The following is a 20,884-nucleotide window of genomic DNA, read 5'->3' as shown; positions in this document are numbered from 1 at the left end:
GGTTTTGCAGTTCGCCGATAAAACAGATTCGCAAGCGGAAAGCGGGAACGCTCCCCGGGGAGCGTTCCCGCCGAAAATAGATGTCGGACGAAAGTCGGTCAGAGCCGAGTGACAGTTGGTCGAAATCGAATGAAAGCGCTCGGAGAAAAACGAACTCGGCGGTTTCCAAAATCGCCGTTTTCAGGCCAAACTACGACCGTCGAGCTCGCTCGCGGAGTATTCGACACCCATCAGGTCGAGAATCGTCGGCGCGATGTCGAGTAGGTCAACGTCCTCCGGAATGGTCACGTTCGAATCGTCAACGAACAGCGACGCGTTGTCGAAGCTGTGCATACCGTTTCGCGGGCCGACGCCGAACACGTCGTCGTGGCCCTTGAACCCGGCTTTGAGGTCGAAGCCGTGGTTCGGGATGGCGACGAGGTCGGGAGCGATGTCCTCGTGGTCGCCGTGGAAGGCGTCTTCCTTCTCGACGACTTGGGCACAGACCTTCTCGCCGTTTGGCCCTTCGAGGTTTTCGAGTTTCTCCTTAAGCTCGGCGCGCACTTCCTCGTACTCGTCTTCGGGGACGCTTCCGCGCGGTTCGCGCCCTTCGAGATTGACGTAGAATCGACCCGGAATGAGCGAGTACGCCTTCGTCTCGTCGGCGATGTCACCGAGTTCCTCGTGGTCGTCGTCTTCGTAGGAGAGCCAGCCCTCGTCCGCGAGCCACTGGTTGAAGTGAACTTCGTGGTCAAGGCTGGTGAAACCGTGGTCGCTTGCGACGACCATCGTCACGTCGTCCGCGAGGGCGTCGCGGAGTTTGCCGAGGTATTCGTCCACCTTCTTGTAGAAGTCGATGAACTCCTGTTTGTACTCGCCGTCCTCCTCGTAATGTTTGAACAGGAAGTGGTTCACGCGGTCGGTTGTCATGAAGACGCCGAAAAAGAGATCCCAGTCGTCCTGCTCGATGTAGTGGCGGAACGCCTCGTAGCGCGCTTCGAGCGTCTCGTGGGCGTTTTCGATGAACTCGGATTTGTCCTCTTTGTGTCCCAACTTCGCGTTCGCGTCGATGCGATAGTCGATGGAGTTCAGGTGATTTCGCAGTTCGTCGGGGTACGCCGCCTTGTCCACGCCGGGCGACAGGAATCCCGAAACCATCCGCTGGACGTTTCGCTGTGGCGGGAACGTCACGGGGACGTTCATCACGGTCGCGTCACGGCCCGATTCTGCCACGCGGTCCCAAATTCGCGTCGCCTGCACGTCTCGACCCATCGGAACGTAGGTGTCGTAGGAACCGACTTCCCGGTCTTGGAAACCGTACACACCGGTCTCGCCGGGGTTGACACCCGTCGTGAGGGCGGGCCAGCAGGCGGAGGATTCGGGGGGAACGATACTGTCTATTGCACCGGCGCTTCCCTCCTTCGCAAGAGACGCAATGTTCGGGAATTCCGAGGCGTTGTTTTTAAGAAAGCTATACGGCACGCCGTCGATACCAAAGAAGGCTACCCGGGGGTCGTCATCTCCACGGAGCCTATCGAAGAGACCCATACGCGGCCCTACCACAGGCGACTACAAGAACCTTCGTTTCCGTGGTACAGAGTGTCGAACCTACGAACACCTGCTGTCAAACCTACGAACTCTCGAACGCAGTGAACAACGCTTTGCGCGTGCTGGCGTCGATGAGCGAATCCAACGTGGTTGCGTGTTCCCCATCGACCTGTGCGAAGATTCCCAGCGGAACGCGGGCGGTTGCGGCGTCCGTGTTCCCACCGGTCGTTTCGCTCGCGTCGAACGCGCCGTCGAGGATGTCCACTGCGCTGGTTCGAACGTCTTCGGCCCGGCAGGAGATGACGATGGTTTCCTCGTGAATGCCGAACACCGCCGCGGTGGAGACGCCTTCCAGTCGGAGCAGGGAATCCGCGGCCTCTTCGAGTGCGCTTACCGAAGGAACCACGCCGACGTTCGTCACGGCGAAACTCGCCCGGCGTTCTCGGTTTGCAATGGCCTCGCCGAGTACGTCGAAGGTGTCACCGCTGACACCCGGCGAGCGCAAATCCTCGATACGGCCCAAATCCGCGAAGGCGTGGAGGAAGCCTGCGGCGTCGTAATCGTTTTTCCCGTTCGCGCGCCGGAACTCCCGGGTTCCCGCACGGATACCGTACAGCAGTGCCGTGGCGACTCGCTGGTCGGGAATCAGTTCCGCGTCCCGAACGAGTTTTGTGACGACGGTCGAAGTCGCCCCGTCGTCGGTTCGCGTAACGGTTAGAATGTTTTCCTCCGCGGTCGGGCGGTGGCGGATGACGCCGACGACCGGCGGGTTGTTCGCCAATCGGGGAACCGCACCGCCGCCGCCGACCGCGATTGCCGCGTCGCAATCTTGCAGTTCGTCACCTCGCTCGTCGATGGTCGTCAAATCCACGTCGAAGATGTTGCAGAACGCTTTGCTGTCCTCGCCGGTTACCTCGCCTTCTGCGGCGATTCGCCCCGCAACGCCCCAATCCTTACAGAGGGCTTGCAAACCGACTGCCGACGCGAGCGAGTCGATGCTCGCACCTTCAGGGACGACGAGTGCGACCCGGTTCTGTCCCGCGACGGTGTCCCGAAGTCGGTCGATGGGTGCTCTCTCGGTTGTGCGGCGAAGAGAACGGAACTGAACGGCGTAGAGGATGCCGCCGCCGGAGAGAACCAACAGCACTGCTGTGAGCACGACGGGCAAGTTTTCGGTGAGGACTCCGACGGGCATTAGTATCACACAACTGGCGTATGGAGTAAATCATCTCGGCTGGATTACTGTAGCAGTTATAAGACAGGTCTGTTTTGGGCGAAATTCGAGTAGCGATGTAGTTCGTGTCACTAGCGAGATACGCCGTCGAAAAAGACGAGATTGGAGAGCGACGATTACGCGAAGTTTTGGTTGTACAGGTCTTGTGCGTGTTCGATTGCGTCGAGTGCGGACTGTTTGTCCTCCCAGCCCTGCGTCTCGACTTCCTTGCCTGCTTCGAGATTTTTGTAGGTCTGGAAGAATTCGTCGATTTCGTCTTTCTGCTGTTGGGTGATGTCGTCGACGTCCTCGATGTGGTCGAAGCGCGGGTCTTCGATGGGGACGGCGATGACCTTGTCGTCCTGTTCGCCGTCGTCGTCCATCTTCATGAGGCCGACCGGGCGAACCTCGATGACACAGCCGGGGAACGTCGAATCTTCAACGAGGACGAGCACGTCGAACGGGTCTTCGTCGTCGTAGTAAGACTGCGGGATGAACCCGTAGTCGCCGGGGTAGTGAACGTTGCTGTGAAGTACGCGGTCGAGCATGACGCCGGGAATGTCCTTGTCGTACTCGTACTTGTTCCGGTCGCCTTTGAGACACTCGACGACGGCGTAGATTTCTTCAGGGGCGTTCGGTCCTGTTTCCAGGTCTTCCCAGAGATTCGTCATGGGTCGTTTGCGACTGCACGGGAAGACCAAAAAGTCCTTTCGGCATCGACTCAAACCCCATTGCATCGCTCGATGAACCACCCAAAAACGAAACACACCTCCGTAATCGACTTGTGGTATTCCCGAGTAAAATCGAGCGAAAGCGGAGAGAAACACCAAGAAACTTGAGAAGGGTTAAATATCTCGGTTACATATTTCGTCCTGTCAAAGCCAATGTCAGAGGCACAAACACTCACCGAAAGCAGTACCGCCCGCGACCTCACCGCTTTCCAGCGTAACATCCTCATCGTCCTTACCGAGGAACCGATGTACGGACTCGCCATCAAGCGTGAACTCGAAAACTACTACGACGAGGAAGTGAACCACGGCCGTCTGTACCCCAACCTCGACACGCTCGTCGAGCGTGGATTGGTCGAGAAGAGCGAACTCGACAAGCGTACCAACCAGTACGGTCTGACGCAAGCCGGTCTCGAAGCGGTCGAAGACTCCTTTGCGTGGTCGCTCTCGAAGTTCGTCACGGACGACGAACGCGTAGAGCAGGTTCGTGCGCTCATCGAGAAACACAGCTAAACGCAGTCGAACACGAGTTCGACCGACGTTTCGACAATCGATTTTTCTTCGTCCGTGGGCCATGCGTTTCGCGGGAAATACTCGGTACAGAACTCAGTGACCTCTTCATCCGTTGCCGACTCTACCGGCCGGGCGTAGTGGTTGCTCATGAAATCGGCGAAGGCTTCGGCATTTGCACCGTGAACGTCGCCGTGTTGCTCTCGAACCGTCGCCGCAACCGCACGGTTGTGGGCGTCGATGTCGTCCCAATCGTCCGGGTCGCCTGGACCGTCTAACGGGATTTCGACCGCTCGTTCGGTATCCTCGATTCGTTCGACCTGAATCGTGCTGTCTTCCAGCCAGTCCGCTGGATGGAGGACGAGAACGCTTCGTGCCTCGTCCTCCCGCACACGCGCGACGAAATCCTGTTCTGCGAGCAGTTCGTCGCGCTCATTGCGGTAGGCGTCGGCCTCGTCGCCCTCTACATCGCGCGCGAGGTGGGTCAGTCGCTCCGCCTCTTCGACGGTTTCTTGCGGAAGTTCGGATTCGTCCGGCGATTCTGCTTCGTCTCTTGATTCTAGTTCATCAGATGCTTCTGTCTCGTCCGGCAAATCAGCCATCGTCTAACGCCTCGTTGACCAACTTGTCCGCGCGCTCGTTTACCTCCCGCGGAACGTGTTTGAGCGACCATTTGTCGAAGCCGTCGAGGAGTTCGCGGGCGCGAACCCGCCGTTCGCGGAGTTCCGGGTCGTTCGTCTTCCACGCGCCAGTGACCTGCTTGATGGCGAGTTGTGAATCTCCCTTCACGTCCACCGAATCGAAGCCGTAATCGCGGGCCGCTTCGAGGCCCGCGATGAGCGCGTCGTACTCGGCTTGGTTGTTCGTCGCGCGCCCGATTCGTTCGCTCCCTTCCCCGGCGATTCCGTCGCTGGTGACGATGACCCAGCCGATGGCCGCCGGGCCGGGGTTCCCGCGACTTCCGCCGTCGAAATAGAGGTAGGCGTGGCCGCCGGAATCGCGGAGCAGAGCTTCGATAGATTGCGGATTCGACCCCTGAATCACGAGTTTGTCGTCGTAGGCGATGGCGATTGCATCGTTATATCTGGCCCGCCAGTGTTCATATTCGCTCTTTCCATCCGAGATAACCACCCCGGCGTCGGCGAGCGTCTCGCGCGCCTCGTCCACGTCACACTCGATGACTGGCATTGCAAGTCATTCGTCTGTGGGCGAGTAAACAGGTTCCGGTGCGAGGAGAAACTGTGGTACCGGTTGTCAAGTATATATGGCTTTTGCCCAAGCCTTTAAGTGTGAAGAAGTTACTACTATAAAAGTGCGATGACACGGTCTACTCGCCAGCGGGAGCGCCAACTTGAAGGGGAGCAAACGGCGAACGAACGAGAGGGAGAGCGTGCTTGTCCTGAATGTGGGTCCGAAAATTTAGTAAAAAGCAACGACCGCTCCGAACTCATCTGTGACGACTGTGGGTTGGTCGTCGAAGAAGAAAAGATAGACCCCGGCCCGGAATGGCGTGCGTTCAACCACCAAGAGCGCCAGCAGAAATCTCGCGTGGGCGCACCGACCACGCAGACGATGCACGACAAAGGGCTGACGACGACCATCGACTGGAAGGACAAAGACGCCTACGGTCGGTCTATTTCTTCGAAAAAGCGCAGTCAGATGCACCGACTGCGCAAATGGCAGGAACGAATCCGAACCAAGGACGCGGGCGAGCGAAATCTCCAGTTTGCCCTGTCCGAAATCGACCGAATGGCCTCCGCACTCGGCGTACCGCGGTCGGTACGCGAAGTCGCGTCCGTCATCTACCGACGGGCGCTCAAGGAGGATTTGATTCGGGGGCGTTCCATCGAGGGGGTTGCGACAAGCGCGCTGTACGCCGCCTGTCGAAAGGAGGGGATTCCGCGAAGTCTCGAAGAAATCTCGGAGGTATCGCGCGTCGAACGAAAGGAAATCGGACGAACCTATCGCTACATCTCACAGGAACTTGGCCTGGAGATGAAACCGGTTGACCCGAAAAAATACGTCCCGCGGTTCTGTTCTGAACTCGAACTCAGCGAAGAAGTGCAGTCGAAAGCGAACGACATCATCGAAACCACCGCCGAAGAAGGATTGCTCTCGGGGAAATCCCCAACCGGGTATGCGGCCGCCGCGATTTACGCCGCTTCGCTTCTCTGCAACGAGAAGAAGACCCAGCGGGAAGTCGCCGATGTGGCACAGGTGACCGAAGTCACCATCCGAAATCGGTATCAAGAACAGATAGAAGCGATGGGAATCCACAGCTAAGCACGTTCACTTTTTTGCAGTCTGCTCCCCCCGAGCGTCTGCCACTGGCAAAATATTTTGCACCACTTTCAGTCCGCTGTCCGAACGTTGAAGCCACTCCCCTCCCTACATCGAGCGAATGCGGTTGGACGACTACATCGAGGATTTGCGCCCGGACGAGGAGGAGCGCCGCCGCCAACTCGCCGAGGAAAAATCCTACGAAATTCTGGATTACGTGGACGACTTCCAAGACCGGTTTTCGGAAGTCGCCCAAGGTGATTCGCTATTCGGAAGCACCTCGCCTTCGGTGTTCGTCGGTCGGTCGTCGTACCCCAACGTCTCGACCGGTATCCTCTCGCCGGTCGGGGAAGAAGAGCGCGCGTCGGAGTTCGCCACCAGCGGCGACTGGTACCAGCGCGGCCTCGACATCGACAACGTCCTCCAGTATCGAACCGGCCTGCTGAACTCGAATCGCTCCGCGAAGGTGAACGTAGAAGACGTGTGGGACGGCTTCGTCGGCGTCCAGCGCGAAATCGCCATCGCCGACCGCCCGGTTGACGTGGAAATCGGGCTCACGGAAAAGCTAGATTTGGACGTGAACGTGGACGACATCGCAACGCCGACCGGCCCCTCTGCTCGCGCAACCTCGGCAAATCTCACCGAAAACCCGCACGTTCCGCGCCACGTGAAGAAAACCTTGGAGGACGACGACTGGCAGGCCCAAGGCGCGATGACCTACCTCTACCGGCGCGGATTCGACGTGTACGACATCAACAACGTCCTGTCTGCGGGCGCGCTCGGGAAGGGACAAAACCGAAGACTCGTCCCGACGCGCTGGTCGATTACGGCGGTTGACGACACCGTGGGACAGTATCTCCGTGGTCGAATCCGCAACGCCCCGAGCATCGACGAAACGCAAGTTTGGGTGAACGAGTACATGGGCAATCGCTACTGGGTCGTCCTCTCGCCGGGGCAGTGGGAATTCGAACTCGTGGAGATGAAAGCGCCGGGAAGCATCTGGAATCCATCCGCAACAGGCGACATCTGGATGGGAAGCGCCCACGAGGGATTCGAAGGTCGGACGAAATACGTCGATGAAACAGCGGGCGCGTACTACGCCTCCCGACTCGGCGTGCTCGAACAGCTGGAAGACATCGGGCGACAGGCCAAAGCCCTCGTCCTCCGCGAGGTCAGCGACGACTACTGGGCACCCGTCGGCGTCTGGCAGGTGCGCGAAAGCGTCAGAAACGCCTTCGAGGGCGAGTTCGGCGAATCCGAATCGTTCCACGCCGCGGTTCGAAACATCGTCCCAGAACTCCCGATTTCGATGAACACCCTCCGGCGGAAATCCGAGATGGTCTCCGGCGTGCAGGCCAACTTGTCCGACTTTGGGTTGTAGACTGGAGGGAGGAAAGGCAGTGCGTTGATTTTGGTGAGGCGCGGACTGATTCTCCGTCACGCTACCGAGACAGTGATGTTAGTGACGTGACTTCTGTGGTCGCCGCTCTGTTGAACCAGGCTTACTATTCGGAACCGGTCAGTATCGATGTCGAAAACGAAAACCGCAAACTGAACCCCGACCGTTCAGTCTCAGTCCTTGCGTTTGACGACGTCGCCGAGCGTGGTGCCGCCGGTCGAACTGCCGCCGCTCCACTCTTCGTCGTCTGCCCCGGCGCTTCCGGCGGTGAGGCTGATTTCGAGTTTCTTTTCGAGTTTCTTCTGCACGCGGTCGCTGGGGAGCATGTCGCCGCGTTCGAGTTTTCGGATGAGACTGGCCTTCTCGTTGAGTTCCTTGGCGAGGTCTTCCTGACTCAGGCCGGACGATTCACGCGCGTCGCGGATTCGGTCGTCGTAATCCTGCACGATTTCGTCCATGTCGTCGAACATGTCCGAGGGGCGCGAGCGCGACCCGCCGGAAGACGGGCTCGAAGTACCGGAACTCCCGCTCGATTTGCCCGACGACGAGGAGGTAGAGTATTTGGTTGACGTGGTTGAGGACTGCTGTGTCTTTACTTCCGTCCCGAAGTCAACGCAGTTGTCACAGACATCCAACTCCGCGCCTTCGACCTTGATTTTCTTCGGCGAGGCCGTTTCGGCACCGCACATCTCACACTGAACCATGTGTCAACGTTTACCGTCTCGACTCATAAATGGCACGCCACAGTGGCTATATCAGGCCAGCGCGCGCCACGAGTAATAGAACCGCTGCAGCGCGGTGAAATGACCGATGACCGCGAGGAAACCGAGCAGAAGCACGACGAGCGAGTAGCCACCGACTGCACCGACGAACGGAGCGATTCCGCCGACGAGTCCGATGAGGGCCAGTCTGTCCGCCCGTCCGACCAGCCCGCCGTAGACGCGGTCTAAACCGACCGCTTGGGCTTGCGTGCCGAGGTACGAGGTCATCAGCACGCCCGTCACTGCCGCGAGTCCGAGGGCGTACTGCTCAAGTCCCGCCGCCAATCCCGCAATCAGCACGATGTCGGCGTAGCGGTCGAGGACGTGGTCGAGTAAGTCCCCTGCTTTGGAATCAGTTCCGAGTTCGCGCGCCAAGGCACCGTCGAGCAGGTCGAGCCAGCCGTTCAAAAAGACGAGTACTGCGCCGACGAGGTACCACATCGGAACTGAATCGCCGAGATAGAACGCCCAACCAGCACCGCCAGCGAGCAGGAAGGCGATGACGCTGATGGAGTCCGGGGTCAGTCCGGCTTGTTTCGATACCGAGACGAACGGACGGAGCGCGCGGTCTGCGATGGGGCGAAGTTGGTCGAGCGTCATAGATAATCGAGGTAATCGACGGTTCCAGCGGAAGGCGCGCGCTCGCCCCGAATAACCGCTTCGATGTCAGTTGACACGTCCTCCGGTGTTCGGTCGGTGGTGTCGATTTCGTACACCGATTCGGTGCCGTGCTCCGCGACTGCCTCCGACAGAATTACGTCGAGGGCTTCGCTTTCCGCGTTTTCTTCGGCTTTTGGTGCCGTCTCCCCGCGCTCAACCAATCGTTCTGCCAACTGCTCGGGATGGCATCGAAGAACGACGACCTTGTCCACATCGAAGTGGTGGGCCAGATGCGAGTCGATGAGAACGCCGTTCTCGTTTCCATCTTCATCCTCGCGCTCGGCCAACCACCCCCGAATCGCGTCGAAATCCGCATAGAGGCTATTTCGTTCCTCGTCCGTGCCCTCGTCCAGTCCTTCTTCCCGAATCACGTCGTTTAGGTGCACGACTTCGAGGTCGGTTTCGACCAGTTCGGTCGCGGTCGTTTTTCCGGTTCCGGGCGTGCCGGTTACGGCAACTTTCACGCCGTCAGCACCTCGTTGAGTTCCTGAACCGCTCGCTCGGTTTCGTCTTTCGTTCCGCAGGTGATTCGCACGCATTCAGGGAGGCCGAAACTCGTGCAGTCGCGGAGGATGACGCCGCGTTCTTGAACCGCCTCCGTGACCTCGCTGGCGTTTCCGACCTCCGCGAGGACGAAGTTCCCGTGGCTTTCCCACGTCGGGGCGTCGAGATTGTCGTAGATGTACTCGCGCGCCCAACGCGCCGTTTCGACCGATTTCTCGACGTGTTCATCGTCAGTCAGTGCGGCGAGGCCACCCCGACACGCCAGTTCGCTCGCCGCGAACGGCGTGTTCACGCAGGCGTAGGCGTCCGCCCAGTCGTCCGGAACGACGGCGTAGCCGAGTCGGACGCCCGCCAACCCGAACGCTTTCGAAAAGGTTCTGAGGACGGCCACGTCGTCTCGCTCGTCCAGCAGGCTGATTGCGCTCGATGCCTCGGCGTACTCTCCGTATGCTTCGTCCACGACGACGAGGGTTTTCTCGTCCGTTTCGTCCGCAATCGTGTCCACGGCGTCCAGTGAGAACATTCCGCCGGATGGGTTGTGCGGACTCGTGAGATAGACGATTCGCTCGCCATCGTAGGCCGAGAGAACCGCGTCGGCGGCCAGTTTGAATCCGTCGTCCTTCGAGAGGGAGTACTCCGACACCCCGCCGTGGTGGTACCGCGCGCTCATGCCGTAATAGGCGAATCCGGGACTCGGAACGAGAACTTCGTCACCGGGTTCGAGCATGGCGCGGGAAAGATAATCCAGCGCGCCATCGCCGCCGTTGGCCAACCAGACCTGTGCCGGTTCGACGTTCCAGCGTTCGGCGAGTTGAGCGGTCAGGTCGGTGTGTGACGCTTTCGGGTACGAACTGGCGTTTCCGGCCCCGTTTCGGATGGCATCGACTGCCGCCGGACTCGGGCCGAACGGGTTCTCGTTCGACGCGAGTTTCACGAGGTCGTCCGGGTCGAATCCGAGTTCCCGAGCGACCTCCTCGATGCCCCGTCCGGCTTGATATGCGACGTGCGCGGAGAGGTCTCGTGGTTCCATATCGGGAGGAAGTGACCGACTAGCCTTAAGTATGGCCACCTGAGGCCAACACGCCTAAGGAAATCTGCGGTGTTCCCTTGGTGGGAGTTGAATCATGACACACCATCAGCACGACGAGTCGCGTCGCAGTGACGAGCAGAAATCCGGAATGGAACGATACGGTGGCCCGCGACGGCGTGAGCAGGGCAGGGAGCAAGGACAGGACGAACAAAGACGAGGCGGGCAAGAACGACGAAGGCACGGGCGACAGCGAGGCGACCAGCGAGGCGACCAGCGACGATACGGTCGTCAAGAGCAGAGACAACAGGAAATACAGAAGGGCGGTCAGCACGGGCAACAACAACCCGAACACGGTCGGCAGGGACAACAAACTCAACAGCGACGGCCGCAAGGTCAACAACAGCAACAGGGACAGCGAAAATCACAGTTCCGGCAGCAAGGACAGCAACGCCGGTATGGCCAGCAGCGACAGGGACAACAACAGAGCCAACAGCAACGCCACCAACGGCGGCAGGGACGACAAAAACGGTACGGTCGCCAGCAGGGTTCACAGGAAACTCAACAGCAGGGTCAAAGTGGTCACCAACACGGCCAGAGCCGTCAACAGGGACAACAGCAGGGACACCAACAACGGCAGGGGCACGGCCAGCAGTCACACAGATACGAAGAACATCAAGGTGAGCGCCTGCAAGAACAGCAGGGACGACAGCAACGCCGTGGTCGCCAACTGCCTCAGCAGTAGAGTCGTGAGGAGGTGCGGTACGATTTCGACCTTGCTTTTTCAGCCAGTGCGTTCATGCGAACGACTGGTGTAGCGTGGATGCTATGAAATTCGAACCAGTGGAGGGAAGCCGATGACGCAACTCGGCTACACGCTGTCGAGCGAGGAGCATCATCCGAACGACTTGGTCGAACACGCCACCCGCGCCGAAGCGGTGGGGTTCGATTTCGCGTCGATTTCTGACCACTTCCATCCGTGGATTAGCCAGCAGGGCCACAGTCCGTTCGTTTGGTCAACTCTCGGCGGTGTTGCCACTGCGACCGACGACCTGCCGGTAGGAGTGGGTGTCACGTGTCCAATTATGCGAATCCATCCGGTAATCGTGGCGCAGGCCGCCGCGACCGCCGCCACGATGTTCGAGGGAAAGTTCTTCCTCGGCGTCGGGACGGGCGAGCGACTGAACGAGCACATCACCGGCGAACATTGGCCCGAACATCCGATTCGACTCGACATGCTCGAAGAGGCGGTCGAAATCATCCGGAAACTCTGGCAGGGCGGACAACAGAGCTATCACGGCGACCACTTTACGGTCGAAAACGCGCGTCTGTACACCCTCCCCGACGAACCGCCGGACATCGTCGTCTCGGCCTACGGGCCTCGGGCGGCGAAATCAGCCGCCGAAATCAGTGACGGCTTCTGGAGTGTTGGCCCGCAAGACGTGGTCGAGACGTTCGAAGAAGCCGGTGGTTCCGGGCCGAAGTACAGCCAGATGTCGGTTTGCTACGCCGAAGACGAGGAGGAGGCAATCGACACGGCGCTGGAAAACTGGCCGAATACGTCGCTTCCGGGCGAACTCGCCGCCCAACTGTCCACGCCGACGCATTTCGAGCAGACCTGCCAGATGGTCACCAGAGAGGACATCGCGGCGGGAAGCATCGTCACCGACCCCGACCCGGAGACGCATCTCGACAACCTACAACAGTTCGTGGACGCGGGCTACGACCACGTTTACGTCCACCAAATCGGCCCGAATCAGGAGTCGTTTTTCGACTTTTACGAAGAAGAGGTTCTGCCCGAGTTCGGGTGAGCGACTGCAGGAAGCGAACTGGAACATATTTTTTGAACGTTTCGATTAGGGAAAAGAGTACAAATCACAGACACCGATTTGGCGGAGTGGGAGCCACAGCAGTCATCACAGTACCAAAGTCACTGTCTCGCAGGTGTGGCTTGCAACATGTGTGCGCCCCACTGCCAACCAATAGCCACACCAACACGAGAGAGTCGTCTTCTTCCTCCCTTCCACCACGGTTTCGCGCACTCGGAATCTATTTGGGCGCGCCGACAGTCGATTCGGACATGTTCGTACTCGTCAACCTGAAGGCGTACCCCTGCGACCCAATCGAAATCGCGGAAGCCGTCCGCGACGTGAGCGACGCGAGCGGCGTGGACATCGCTGTCGCGCCCCAGACGGCCCACCTCTCGCAGGTCGCGGAGACGGGCGTCGAAACGTGGGGGCAGCACGTCAGTCCAGTCGAACACGGAAGCCACACCGGAAGCACCCTCGCGGAGGCAGTCGCCGACGCGGGCGCGACCGGAACCATGCTCAACCACTCCGAAAATCGCCTCAAATTGGCGGACATCGACGCGGGACTGGACGCCGCAGAGCGCGCCGGACTCGACACGACCGTCTGCGCGAACAACCCCGAACAGGTCGGTGCGGTCGCCGCACTCGGCCCGAATGCCGTTGCGGTCGAACCGCCGGAACTCATCGGCACCGGAACGCCCGTCAGCAAGGCCGACCCGGACATCGTCACCGACGCCGTGGCCGCGGCGGAAGCAGTGGACGAGAACGTGAGCGTCTTCTGCGGCGCGGGAATCAGCACGGGCGAAGACCTCGTGTCGGCGCGCGAATTGGGTGCCGAGGGCGTCCTGCTGGCCAGCGGCGTCGCAAAGGCCGATGACCCGACGGCCGCGCTGGAAGACCTCGTTTCCCCGCTCTGAGCCGGTTTAGTACCTCCTCGAAAATTAGACCGGAGTGATGACGAAGTGGTCTGCGTCCTGTTCGACCAGCACCGACCGTTCCCGCATTTTGACGATGTAGCCAGTCACGGTTCGGTCGAGTTCGTGTTCGGCCCGAACGCGGACGAGGTTTCCAATGACCTGCGCAGACGGCGGTTTTTGTGCCGCTCCGCAGTCGTAAATCGTGAGGAGTTCGTCTCCCTTTTCGGCCTCGTAGACGATGATGTGGGCGTGTTGCGGGAGATGCCAGCGACCCTCACCGGCCTGCGCTAGCTTGTTCATATCGAGCGTATGGAGTCGATGGTAATCAAAAGTCGGAAAGCGACACCTGACCGGAACGGGAGTTTTCAGTTTGGGATTCGTCCGTTTCGGCGTTCTTCTCCTCGGCATCGCTCTCGGTCGATTCTCGCTCGGTGTCCGATGGTTCCTCTCCATTCCCTTCCGATTCGACGCGCTTTGGCGCGTCGAATCCGTCGAGACTCGTCTGGTCGATTTCGGTAAATTGGAGATTCGAGACGCGCACGCCGACTTTTCGAACTCGGTCGTCTGCGAACTCAGAAAGCAAATTGAGCGCGACGGAGACGACGAGTTCCGGGTCGTCAACCGGGCCGGGAAGCGACCGCTCGCGGGTGTGTACGTCGAATGGTGGCGTCACGACCTTCACGCCGATGGTTCGGTACATCGCGTTTCGGTCGCTGGCGCGCTCCGCCACGGCGGTTGCGAGGGTTTCGACACGCGAGCGTTTTTCCTCGGAGTCGCTCGTCGCACTGGTAAACGCGGATTCGCGCGAGAGACTTTTCGGTCGCCCCCGCGGCGTAACCTCCCGGTCGTCGTCGCCGCGCGCTCGCTGGTGAAGTTCGCGTCCGCGCTCGCCGAATCGGTCGGCGAGCGCACGGGGGTCGCCGTCGGCTAAGTCGCCCGCCGTCTCGATGCCCATTTCGTGGAGTTCTCGCGCCGTCACGGGGCCGACACCGTGAATCTCGGCCACGCCGAGTGGGGCGAGAAAGTCGCGGACGGTTCCCGGTTCCACGACGACCAAGCCGTCCGGTTTGTCGTAGTCGCTTGCGATTTTGGCGGTGCTCATGTTCGGCGCGACGCCGACGCTCGCCGGGACGCCGACCTCGCGCTGAATTCGGTTTTTGACGTGCCGGGCGAACCCCTCCGCGACTGTCCACGCGGTTCGGTCGGTCACGTCGAGGTAGGCCTCGTCGATGCTCACCTCGCGCACGGTATCCGCGCAGTCGTGGAGAATGGCCCTCACGTCTTCGCTGACGGATTTGTAAAAGTCGATGTCCACGGGACGGTAGTAGCCCGTCGCATCCGAATCATCGCCAGCGGTCTCCGCGACTCCTTTCCGCGGCAGTCGTTCGAGTGCTTTTCCGATGGCTTGTGCGCTCTCGACGCCGTGTTCTCGGGCTTCGTAACTCGCGGTTGCGACTGCGCCATGTGATTCCCCTTCTTCGTATCCCATGCCGACGACAACCGGTTCGCCTTCGAGTTCGGGTTCGCGGAGGCGTTCGCAAGCCGCGTAGAAACAGTCCATATCGACGTGGAAGACGATTCGCTCCTCGCGCTCGTCGCCGACGCCGGGTAAGCGTGAACCGCCGCGGTTCGACATCAGTGGTGCGTTCTCGCGCCAGTCGAATTAAACTGTGCAAACCGCGGTGGAAGTGTTCGGGTAAATTCTGCGCGCGAGGATGGGAGAGGCCAAAAGCACTAAATATAGGGGCTTTGGGCGCTCTATAGCATGTTTCGGCATATTTATTGGGGGATGTGTGGTAGCAGAGGACGAGATGGATGATTCCACCGAGCGCGAGTCGAGTATCGACGACCGGCCCAGTATTCGGGTCGTTAACGCCATCGCCGAACACGAAGGGACGATGCCCACGGAAATCAGACCAGTCCTCTACGATATTATCGACCCGGACGCGCTCGACTCCTTGTTTTCGAAAACACAACTCGGAAACCCTCGCTCGGATGGTCACGTGAGTTTCGACTACGATGGCCACGAGGTAACGGTGTACAGCGACGGGCGAGTCGAAATCGAACGTCTTCGAGAGCGTTCGACCGAGTCGCCCGAATCAGTCGGTTCTATGGAATCTTTCTCCTCGGCATCCGAATCCACTTCCGGTGACAACTGATAGATCACTCCTGTCTCACGGACAGATAGTATTTCAACCGTGAATGTCTCCGTTGAATAATATCTCTCGGATTCGAATATTGTCGTCGTGTTTCAGTGATACTGGACAATTCACCAGTGGTATCCGCAAGTCGTCGATAGATATATACTCATTGCGCCTCTGAATCCGTAGTAGTACAATCGTGGTTAAACCGCCTACTGACAATCGTATGGGAATCGAAATAGAAAATCACAGTGGCGACGATTCGTCCGAAGCGTCTTCGACGTACGTCTTCGACATCGAATCGGAGATGGCCAACGGACACACGTGTGCAGGTATCGTACGCGTCCTCGCAGAGGTGATGGACGAGCATCCGAACGAGATGCGCCCGCTTCACGCAGTCGTGAACTGTGACGCCATCGATGCCCTGTTCCGTACCCGACGGTACGGCGAGGCGCGCGACAACGTCTCCATGACCTTCCACTACGACGTGTACGAGGTAACCGTTGACGCGAACGGGAAAGTCGTCGTGAAAGAGTAGTCGGAGACAATTATACTGTACCGTTTACTCACCTCCGTACTGCCGAGGGTAACCGATACAATCACATCCCCATACGGAAACAATCGGGAACTTCTTCGGATTTTTATTCCTCGAACTGCTACCCAAAGCCAGATGAGCTACCCGTGTCGGAGTCCGATGCGAACGATTGGTTCCCTCCCACGTCGCACTGCCACTGCATCCCCTGCGGTGAGCAGGCCATGATGCCGTGGGGTCACGCTGCGTTCGGCTACGTCGTGTACTCACTCGGCCATCGCATTTGGACGCGCGCGCCGCCCGCCGGACTCGCGGTGCTCGCCCTCCTTTTCGGAACGCAGTTACCCGACCTCGTGGACAAAACCCTCTCGTGGGGTCTGCATCTGTTCCCGCAGGGCTACTCCGTCGCTCACTCTGTGTTCGTTGCGATTTCAGTCGGCCTGCTGGTTCTTGCCGCCGCACTGTTCAAAGGCCGAACTGCGGTCGGTGCGGCGTTCACGGTCGGCTACTGGTCACACTTGGCTGGCGACGTGCTCATCCGAATCGTCGGGCGCGACGAGTCGCCGTTCGCACCCGTCCTCTGGCCCGTCGTGACGTTGCCGCCCTACGGTCACGAGGTGTCCCTGTTCGACCGCGCGTTCAGCATCATCGGCGCGTTTCTGTACTCGCTCTCGACGGAAACGCAGTTGATGGTGCTCGCCATCTACCTCGCGCCGTACTCGCTCGTGTTCCTCCTCTGGCTCGTAGACGGCGCGCCAATCGTCGCGGAGCTCCGACAGGCGGTCACGGGGCGATAGCGGAACGCCGCCACGGCCGACCGACTCAACTGTTCTACTTTCTCGTCGCCAGTTTGAACGTATACAGCCCAGTAAACGTATCACTCACGACGACGAGTTCGCGGTTCGCGTCGTACCGCGCCGTCCACGCCATCGGTGCCTCGCCGAACTGTGCAACTTTGTCGTTCGGCGTGAGCGAGTTCATCCCGTCGTCGGTCGGATACCGGTCGACCGGATTCGGGTTCGTCGGGTCTGTAATGTCGTACACCATCACTCCTTCGTGCCAGTCGGCGCTGACGATGAACGTCCGTTCACTCCACGGGACGATGCTGAAATGGTGACCTGTCCAATCGAAACGTTTCGCGAAGTCGTCCTCCGCCATACGCTGTGCGTTCGGCGAAACGGTAAACCCGACCGGAATCGGATTCGATAGCGACCCGTCTTTCCATCCGACGTCGAAAACGTGTTTTCCACCCGGAATCCCCTGCGGTCGCTCGTCACCCACGATGAGCAACTCGCGGCGGGGGTCGAAATGTCCGTGGTGTGCGCTCCCAAACGCTTCTTCTCCGACGTTGGCTGTGCTGTACGATTTTCGCCGCTGGTAGTCGAATCGGCCGATTTCGCTCGGCTTTCGTGGCTCGCTCACGTCGTAGATGACGATCCCGATGAACTCTCCGGACTGATAGAAACAACAGAGCACCTCGCGTTCCGGGTCAACCGTAACGTCGTGGCCCGCTCCCCGCGGGCCATGCTCACTGATTTTGTTGGGATTCGTCGGGTCGCGCACGTCGTACACGTCGAACCCACTCGTCTCTAACCGGTAATTCACTGTGTAGAGAACCGGCTTCGTCGGATGCGGTGTCACGTTGTGTGATTTCCCATCCGAGGCGGTGCCGACGACCGTCGGGTTGCTCGGTGTGCCGACGTCGTAGCCGTAATCGACGACTTCGAAATTCCCGGGATGATGTCGCTCGATGGCTCGATAGTACAGTCCGTCTCGGAAGTCGAACTTGACGTCCAAGTTCGGCGCGCTGTTCGGATTGCCGAGATGATGAACCTGGTTCGGATTGTCGGGGTCGTCGAGGTTGATGAGATACGAACCACTAATTCCCCACTTCGAACCGAGGATGGCATATTTGCCGTCCTCTCGGATCGAGACTTCCGAATAGCCACCGCTGGGAGGAGCGTTACCGGACGGTTGCAGTTGACCCACTTTCTGTAGCGTCAACTCTCCGGAACCCTTCTTTTCGCTCGTGGTCGTTTGGGTGTTCTTGGTCGTTTCGCCCTCGTCATCCATCAAACCAGCACAACCAGCGAGAACAGTTCCCATGAGGGCAGTACCGGAAATTCGGAGTAGCTGTCGGCGGGTTCGTGGACGGCGTTTCGAGGGCATCAGTAGTCACTTGTGTGGATGCCTGCACGGCAGATTCACACTTTGTTATGGATGGTCTGAACGGGCTACGAAAACGACAACTGATTCCTACTGCGTCGGTTCGACTGAAATCCGACGCGGACTCCTCGCTTCGCTCGTCAATTTACGTCGAAATAAGAATGGGGTCGGAGGGTCATCAACTAGTAACTGCGCGATACTGCCGTCTATCGATTTCTGCCGAAGGAAACTGTAATTCATGGTCGGTTTAGAACGGACTCGTGAGGATGTCGAGATTCTCTGTTTCGGGACGCCGCCGCTCCAGTTCCTCGTCGTAATCCGGCTTGTCGTAGTATCGCCGAATCGTCTCAGGAGACGCCGCCGCCCGCTTCGCCACCTTCACATACGAGATACCGTTGTTCAGTTGCCACGTAATCGAACCAGTCCGAATCGCGTGCGGGCCTCGGCTCGATGGACACTTGCTCGAATGCTGGCGTTGCGTGTACGAACAGGATTCACGGTCGCTGTTGTGCGGACAGCCAGTGTACAAACACGGCTGAGTCGCCTGATACGCCCAGCACCGAATCGACGAGTCGGACGCACGACCGTGGGATGTCGTCAACAACGGCCTCCGCCCGTTGTCATCTCGCTTTTCCGGGCGCTCACGTTCCCTCCAGAAGTCAAGCGCCTCCGCGACCGGCTCGCAAACCAACACGTTGCGCTCGTGGCGGCCCTCCTTCTTCAATCGCGTCGGCGGCCGATGCCGAAACTCCAGCTTTCGCTGGTCAGGATACCAATCGCCGTAATCGAGCGCACGGAAACAACTGATTCGGCCACCGATATGCCAGATGAGTTCCAGCACGACGTGCTGAATCGTCCCGTAGTGTTTCGTCGAGTCGCGGTAAAACGCGAGGTACTCCTTCGCATCCTCGGACGCCAGCAAATCGTCGCTCGTCTCCTCCTCCCTCGTGAGCTTCGGCGGCTCACACTTCTCGGGGAGACGCTCGTCCACGACCTCGATAGATGCGCAGTACTGGAGCAACTGGTTCAGCGCCGACATCTTGCCCTTGATCGTGGTGGGAGCGTTCTCCGTCGTCTCCAGATAGCGCTCGAATTCGTCGAGCCACCAGCCGTCGAGGTCACGCATCGACTCGATGTCGTTCTCTTCCGCCCACGCGACGAACTCGTTCAACCGATTCCGATAGCTTCGAACCGTCTTCTGGCTGTTCCTGTTCTCGCGCGCCGCGATGAATCGCTCTGCCGCTTCGACAGGCGAGAGATTTCGAACTGTACTTTTCGTCTCGTCGATCTCACTCACCCCAACCACCGTCCGTTATCGACTCCGTCGTTCGATAGTCGATGGTTACGATGACATCGCGAAGACACGGGCCACGCTGAAGGAGGTAGACATCCGACCGCTCGAATGCGGAAAATGTCTTCATCCCCCACGAGTTCCAGCCGAACGTGATAACCGTTTCACTGGGGCGGATTAACTCGTTGAAGCATCGGAACGCAGCATACACATCCTTCGCATGCAAACCGTCGTACTTGTCGTCTGCCTGCGTGTCGTCGAACGGTGGGTCAAAGATGATGGTATCGAACGACCCGGAATCGAAGTAGTCGGCGATGTTCGCGACGTCGTAGTTCGTGTCAGCGTCACGGTCGGGATTCAAGTCGTTCCGGACTATCTCGCCGTCATATTCGAGTTTCGTCTTACCCGCGCACGCATTTAGAACGCGCCCGTGCATGTGCTCCTTGACGAGTTCGCGAGCGGGCGTGTATTCGAACGTCCACCGTCCGAGTGTCCGGGGCGTTCCGTCCCGTTCGCGACCACCATTCGCGATGGTCGTCATCGTCGTGCCATCCGACTCTTCGCGAACAATACGTTCTACCGAATTTTCCGTATCTACTTGCTCACTCATCGAGAATCACCCTCCGTCTCGGCGGCCTCGGATATTCGAAGGTCGAACGAACTCCCGGTCGCGTCCACATGTTCGACGAGTTCAGCGCCGCACTCAGAACATTCCCATCCGACGATGTGCCCATCATGCTCCTCGGTGCTCGCGGTTCCGAGATAGCGCACGTCAGCAACGTCTTCACAACTCGGACAGTCGAGCCGCGTCATCTGTTCCGGCGAGGTCATTGGCCGAGCAGTGCCTCCTTCGCGTTCTGTAGCTCTCTGAACTCTTCTTGACTGCCACCGTGGTCTGGATGGCGCTCTTTCAGAAGCTCTCGATACGCGCCTTTCACAACCGCGTCTGGAGCGTCGGGCGACACGTCGAGAACGTCGCACGGAGCAGTCGAGGCAACGACAGCGCCCCCGTCGGCGCTTGGGAGTTGCAGTTTCTGGTACTCGCTCTCTGCCGTAACAGTCCCTCTCTGTTCCTGCATCCGCGTCTCGTGCAAGTAGTGGTACAAGTCCTGCGCGTTGTCGCGTGGGTTGTCCCAGCGGTCGCACGCGGCGGCCATCTGCTCGCCGCCCTTCGTGAAGTAGACCACTACGCCGGGGTCATTGAACGACGAATCAGCATACGGCTTGTTTGGATTCCGCTTCTGGTGTTCCGCGCCACTGTCGAGTTGCACGTCGGTCACGCCGTCCCACGTCGCCAGCTCGTCGAGGACGTTCTGGAACGCCGTCGAACGAGTAACGCGGAAGCCACCGGAGTACGATTTACGGTCGTGCGGTTCGGTTCGAGGAAACGTCTCCGGCCAGTCGATTTCACTCATGACGA

25 protein-coding genes are annotated in these 20,884 nt (G+C 59.4%); 9 read left to right on the top strand and 16 right to left on the bottom strand.

What is annotated here, in order from left to right; genetic code table 11:
- Positions 1-180: 180 nt before the first annotated feature.
- The 3 genes from HL45_RS09265 to HL45_RS09255 form a co-directional block, all read right to left on the bottom strand.
- Positions 181-1,527, bottom strand: coding sequence for an alkaline phosphatase family protein (locus HL45_RS09265; RefSeq protein ID WP_049970828.1), 1,347 nt, complete (start codon positions 1,525-1,527; stop codon positions 181-183).
- A gap of 82 nt (positions 1,528-1,609) precedes the next feature.
- Positions 1,610-2,722: a DHH family phosphoesterase gene (locus HL45_RS09260; protein WP_049970827.1), complete on the bottom strand. Its 1,113-nt coding sequence runs from the start codon at positions 2,720-2,722 to the stop codon at positions 1,610-1,612.
- A 155-nt stretch (positions 2,723-2,877) separates the two neighbouring features.
- Positions 2,878-3,411: an inorganic diphosphatase gene (locus tag HL45_RS09255; protein WP_049970826.1), complete on the bottom strand. Its 534-nt coding sequence runs from the start codon at positions 3,409-3,411 to the stop codon at positions 2,878-2,880.
- A 213-nt stretch (positions 3,412-3,624) separates the two neighbouring features.
- On the opposite strand from HL45_RS09255, the gene HL45_RS09250 reads away from it, so the two are divergent.
- Complete coding sequence (locus tag HL45_RS09250; RefSeq protein WP_049970825.1) at positions 3,625-3,981, top strand: PadR family transcriptional regulator; 357 nt, start codon at positions 3,625-3,627, stop codon at positions 3,979-3,981.
- Here the strand turns inward: HL45_RS09250 and HL45_RS09245 are convergent.
- Both HL45_RS09245 and rnhA read right to left on the bottom strand, forming a co-directional pair.
- The gene (locus HL45_RS09245; protein WP_049970824.1) at positions 3,978-4,580 is read right to left on the bottom strand and encodes a DUF7108 family protein; all 603 of its coding nucleotides are present in this window, start codon (positions 4,578-4,580) and stop codon (positions 3,978-3,980) included. The two genes, HL45_RS09250 and HL45_RS09245, sit on opposite strands and share 4 nt — an antisense overlap.
- On the bottom strand, positions 4,573-5,166 hold the full coding sequence (gene rnhA, locus HL45_RS09240; protein WP_049970823.1) for a ribonuclease HI: 594 nt from the start codon (positions 5,164-5,166) through the stop codon (positions 4,573-4,575). The genes HL45_RS09245 and rnhA overlap by 8 nt, the downstream gene beginning before the upstream one ends.
- A 129-nt stretch (positions 5,167-5,295) precedes the next feature.
- Here rnhA and HL45_RS09235 point away from each other — a divergent pair, with 129 nt between their 5' ends.
- Positions 5,296-6,261 (top strand): transcription initiation factor IIB, encoded by a 966-nt coding sequence (locus HL45_RS09235; protein WP_049970822.1) that lies wholly within the window; start codon positions 5,296-5,298, stop codon positions 6,259-6,261.
- Positions 6,262-6,379: 118 nt separating this feature from the next.
- Positions 6,380-7,639 (top strand): DNA repair protein NreA, encoded by a 1,260-nt coding sequence (nreA, locus tag HL45_RS09230; protein ID WP_049970821.1) that lies wholly within the window; start codon positions 6,380-6,382, stop codon positions 7,637-7,639.
- 191 nt (positions 7,640-7,830) lie between these two features.
- On the opposite strand, the gene HL45_RS19915 is transcribed toward nreA, so the two are convergent.
- From HL45_RS19915 to hisC, 4 genes are read right to left on the bottom strand one after another with little or no spacing between them, the layout of a single operon-like run.
- Positions 7,831-8,361 carry a multiprotein bridging factor aMBF1 gene (locus tag HL45_RS19915; RefSeq protein ID WP_084156849.1) on the bottom strand — a complete coding sequence of 177 codons (531 nt, stop codon included), beginning with the start codon at positions 8,359-8,361 and terminating at the stop codon, positions 7,831-7,833.
- 51 nt (positions 8,362-8,412) lie between these two features.
- Positions 8,413-9,018: a CDP-alcohol phosphatidyltransferase family protein gene (locus HL45_RS09215; protein WP_049970819.1), complete on the bottom strand. Its 606-nt coding sequence runs from the start codon at positions 9,016-9,018 to the stop codon at positions 8,413-8,415.
- A complete protein-coding gene (locus HL45_RS09210; RefSeq protein ID WP_049970818.1) occupies positions 9,015-9,542 on the bottom strand; it encodes an adenylate kinase family protein in 528 nt (175 codons plus the stop codon). The genes HL45_RS09215 and HL45_RS09210 overlap by 4 nt, the downstream gene beginning before the upstream one ends.
- Positions 9,539-10,612 carry a histidinol-phosphate transaminase gene (hisC, locus tag HL45_RS09205; RefSeq protein WP_049970817.1) on the bottom strand — a complete coding sequence of 358 codons (1,074 nt, stop codon included), beginning with the start codon at positions 10,610-10,612 and terminating at the stop codon, positions 9,539-9,541. Before hisC ends, HL45_RS09210 begins: the two co-directional genes overlap by 4 nt.
- Positions 10,613-10,740: 128 nt before the next feature.
- On the opposite strand from hisC, the gene HL45_RS09200 reads away from it, so the two are divergent.
- From HL45_RS09200 to tpiA, 3 genes are all read left to right on the top strand, one after another.
- Positions 10,741-11,427, top strand: coding sequence for a hypothetical protein (locus HL45_RS09200; protein WP_049970816.1), 687 nt, complete (start codon positions 10,741-10,743; stop codon positions 11,425-11,427).
- 39 nt (positions 11,428-11,466) lie between these two features.
- The gene (locus HL45_RS09195) at positions 11,467-12,420 is read left to right on the top strand and encodes a TIGR03557 family F420-dependent LLM class oxidoreductase (protein WP_049970815.1); all 954 of its coding nucleotides are present in this window, start codon (positions 11,467-11,469) and stop codon (positions 12,418-12,420) included.
- A gap of 269 nt (positions 12,421-12,689) precedes the next feature.
- Positions 12,690-13,334 carry a triose-phosphate isomerase gene (gene tpiA, locus HL45_RS09190; RefSeq protein WP_049970814.1) on the top strand — a complete coding sequence of 215 codons (645 nt, stop codon included), beginning with the start codon at positions 12,690-12,692 and terminating at the stop codon, positions 13,332-13,334.
- Between the two features lie 24 nt (positions 13,335-13,358).
- On the opposite strand, the gene HL45_RS09185 is transcribed toward tpiA, so the two are convergent.
- Both HL45_RS09185 and dinB read right to left on the bottom strand, forming a co-directional pair.
- Positions 13,359-13,634: a hypothetical protein gene (locus HL45_RS09185; RefSeq protein WP_049970813.1), complete on the bottom strand. Its 276-nt coding sequence runs from the start codon at positions 13,632-13,634 to the stop codon at positions 13,359-13,361.
- 25 nt (positions 13,635-13,659) lie between these two features.
- Positions 13,660-14,970: a DNA polymerase IV gene (gene dinB, locus HL45_RS09180; protein WP_049970812.1), complete on the bottom strand. Its 1,311-nt coding sequence runs from the start codon at positions 14,968-14,970 to the stop codon at positions 13,660-13,662.
- 157 nt (positions 14,971-15,127) lie between these two features.
- Between dinB and HL45_RS09175 the strand changes: the two genes are divergently transcribed.
- The 3 genes from HL45_RS09175 (at position 15,128) to HL45_RS09165 (ending at position 16,804) form a co-directional block, all read left to right on the top strand.
- Positions 15,128-15,493 carry a HalOD1 output domain-containing protein gene (locus tag HL45_RS09175; protein WP_233274732.1) on the top strand — a complete coding sequence of 122 codons (366 nt, stop codon included), beginning with the start codon at positions 15,128-15,130 and terminating at the stop codon, positions 15,491-15,493.
- Positions 15,494-15,701: 208 nt separating this feature from the next.
- On the top strand, positions 15,702-16,013 hold the full coding sequence (locus HL45_RS09170) for a HalOD1 output domain-containing protein (RefSeq protein ID WP_049970810.1): 312 nt from the start codon (positions 15,702-15,704) through the stop codon (positions 16,011-16,013).
- 218 nt (positions 16,014-16,231) lie between these two features.
- Positions 16,232-16,804, top strand: a complete 573-nt coding sequence (locus HL45_RS09165) for a metal-dependent hydrolase (RefSeq protein WP_049970809.1) — start codon at positions 16,232-16,234, stop codon at positions 16,802-16,804.
- Positions 16,805-16,838: 34 nt separating this feature from the next.
- Here HL45_RS09165 and HL45_RS09160 read toward each other — a convergent pair whose 3' ends face one another.
- From HL45_RS09160 to HL45_RS09140, 5 genes are all read right to left on the bottom strand, one after another.
- Entirely contained in the window at positions 16,839-18,176 is a 1,338-nt protein-coding gene (locus tag HL45_RS09160; RefSeq protein WP_233274731.1) for an LVIVD repeat-containing protein, read from the bottom strand.
- A gap of 244 nt (positions 18,177-18,420) precedes the next feature.
- Positions 18,421-19,470, bottom strand: coding sequence for a tyrosine-type recombinase/integrase (locus HL45_RS09155; RefSeq protein ID WP_144240053.1), 1,050 nt, complete (start codon positions 19,468-19,470; stop codon positions 18,421-18,423).
- A complete protein-coding gene (locus HL45_RS09150) occupies positions 19,463-20,074 on the bottom strand; it encodes a hypothetical protein (protein ID WP_211250844.1) in 612 nt (203 codons plus the stop codon). The genes HL45_RS09155 and HL45_RS09150 overlap by 8 nt, the downstream gene beginning before the upstream one ends.
- A complete protein-coding gene (locus HL45_RS09145; protein ID WP_049970808.1) occupies positions 20,071-20,295 on the bottom strand; it encodes a hypothetical protein in 225 nt (74 codons plus the stop codon). Before HL45_RS09145 ends, HL45_RS09150 begins: the two co-directional genes overlap by 4 nt.
- Entirely contained in the window at positions 20,292-20,879 is a 588-nt protein-coding gene (locus HL45_RS09140) for a J domain-containing protein (protein ID WP_049970807.1), read from the bottom strand. The genes HL45_RS09145 and HL45_RS09140 overlap by 4 nt, the downstream gene beginning before the upstream one ends.
- Positions 20,880-20,884: the final 5 nt, after the last annotated feature.

The organism is Haladaptatus cibarius D43, assembly GCF_000710615.1.
In the GTDB taxonomy this organism is placed as follows: Archaea; Halobacteriota; Halobacteria; order Halobacteriales; family Haladaptataceae; genus Haladaptatus; species Haladaptatus cibarius.
Note: the sequence above shows the minus strand (reverse complement) of the source record. Positions and strands in the feature narration are given on the sequence as shown.

What these genes read in the sequence shown, in the direction of transcription:
- HL45_RS09265 (WP_049970828.1), bottom strand. Translation starts at nt 1,527, where the DNA reads ATGGGTCTCTTCGATAGGCTCCGTGGAGATGACGACCCCCGGGTAGCC.
- HL45_RS09260 (WP_049970827.1), bottom strand. Translation starts at nt 2,722, where the DNA reads ATGCCCGTCGGAGTCCTCACCGAAAACTTGCCCGTCGTGCTCACAGCA.
- HL45_RS09255 (WP_049970826.1), bottom strand. Translation starts at nt 3,411, where the DNA reads ATGACGAATCTCTGGGAAGACCTGGAAACAGGACCGAACGCCCCTGAA.
- HL45_RS09250 (WP_049970825.1), top strand. Translation starts at nt 3,625, where the DNA reads ATGTCAGAGGCACAAACACTCACCGAAAGCAGTACCGCCCGCGACCTC.
- HL45_RS09245 (WP_049970824.1), bottom strand. Translation starts at nt 4,580, where the DNA reads ATGGCTGATTTGCCGGACGAGACAGAAGCATCTGATGAACTAGAATCA.
- rnhA (WP_049970823.1), bottom strand. Translation starts at nt 5,166, where the DNA reads ATGCCAGTCATCGAGTGTGACGTGGACGAGGCGCGCGAGACGCTCGCC.
- HL45_RS09235 (WP_049970822.1), top strand. Translation starts at nt 5,296, where the DNA reads ATGACACGGTCTACTCGCCAGCGGGAGCGCCAACTTGAAGGGGAGCAA.
- nreA (WP_049970821.1), top strand. Translation starts at nt 6,380, where the DNA reads ATGCGGTTGGACGACTACATCGAGGATTTGCGCCCGGACGAGGAGGAG.
- HL45_RS19915 (WP_084156849.1), bottom strand. Translation starts at nt 8,361, where the DNA reads ATGGTTCAGTGTGAGATGTGCGGTGCCGAAACGGCCTCGCCGAAGAAA.
- HL45_RS09215 (WP_049970819.1), bottom strand. Translation starts at nt 9,018, where the DNA reads ATGACGCTCGACCAACTTCGCCCCATCGCAGACCGCGCGCTCCGTCCG.
- hisC (WP_049970817.1), bottom strand. Translation starts at nt 10,612, where the DNA reads ATGGAACCACGAGACCTCTCCGCGCACGTCGCATATCAAGCCGGACGG.
- HL45_RS09195 (WP_049970815.1), top strand. Translation starts at nt 11,467, where the DNA reads ATGACGCAACTCGGCTACACGCTGTCGAGCGAGGAGCATCATCCGAAC.
- tpiA (WP_049970814.1), top strand. Translation starts at nt 12,690, where the DNA reads ATGTTCGTACTCGTCAACCTGAAGGCGTACCCCTGCGACCCAATCGAA.
- HL45_RS09185 (WP_049970813.1), bottom strand. Translation starts at nt 13,634, where the DNA reads ATGAACAAGCTAGCGCAGGCCGGTGAGGGTCGCTGGCATCTCCCGCAA.
- dinB (WP_049970812.1), bottom strand. Translation starts at nt 14,970, where the DNA reads ATGTCGAACCGCGGCGGTTCACGCTTACCCGGCGTCGGCGACGAGCGC.
- HL45_RS09170 (WP_049970810.1), top strand. Translation starts at nt 15,702, where the DNA reads ATGGGAATCGAAATAGAAAATCACAGTGGCGACGATTCGTCCGAAGCG.
- HL45_RS09165 (WP_049970809.1), top strand. Translation starts at nt 16,232, where the DNA reads ATGATGCCGTGGGGTCACGCTGCGTTCGGCTACGTCGTGTACTCACTC.
- HL45_RS09160 (WP_233274731.1), bottom strand. Translation starts at nt 18,176, where the DNA reads ATGCCCTCGAAACGCCGTCCACGAACCCGCCGACAGCTACTCCGAATT.
- HL45_RS09150 (WP_211250844.1), bottom strand. Translation starts at nt 20,074, where the DNA reads ATGAGTGAGCAAGTAGATACGGAAAATTCGGTAGAACGTATTGTTCGC.
- HL45_RS09145 (WP_049970808.1), bottom strand. Translation starts at nt 20,295, where the DNA reads ATGACCTCGCCGGAACAGATGACGCGGCTCGACTGTCCGAGTTGTGAA.
- HL45_RS09140 (WP_049970807.1), bottom strand. Translation starts at nt 20,879, where the DNA reads ATGAGTGAAATCGACTGGCCGGAGACGTTTCCTCGAACCGAACCGCAC.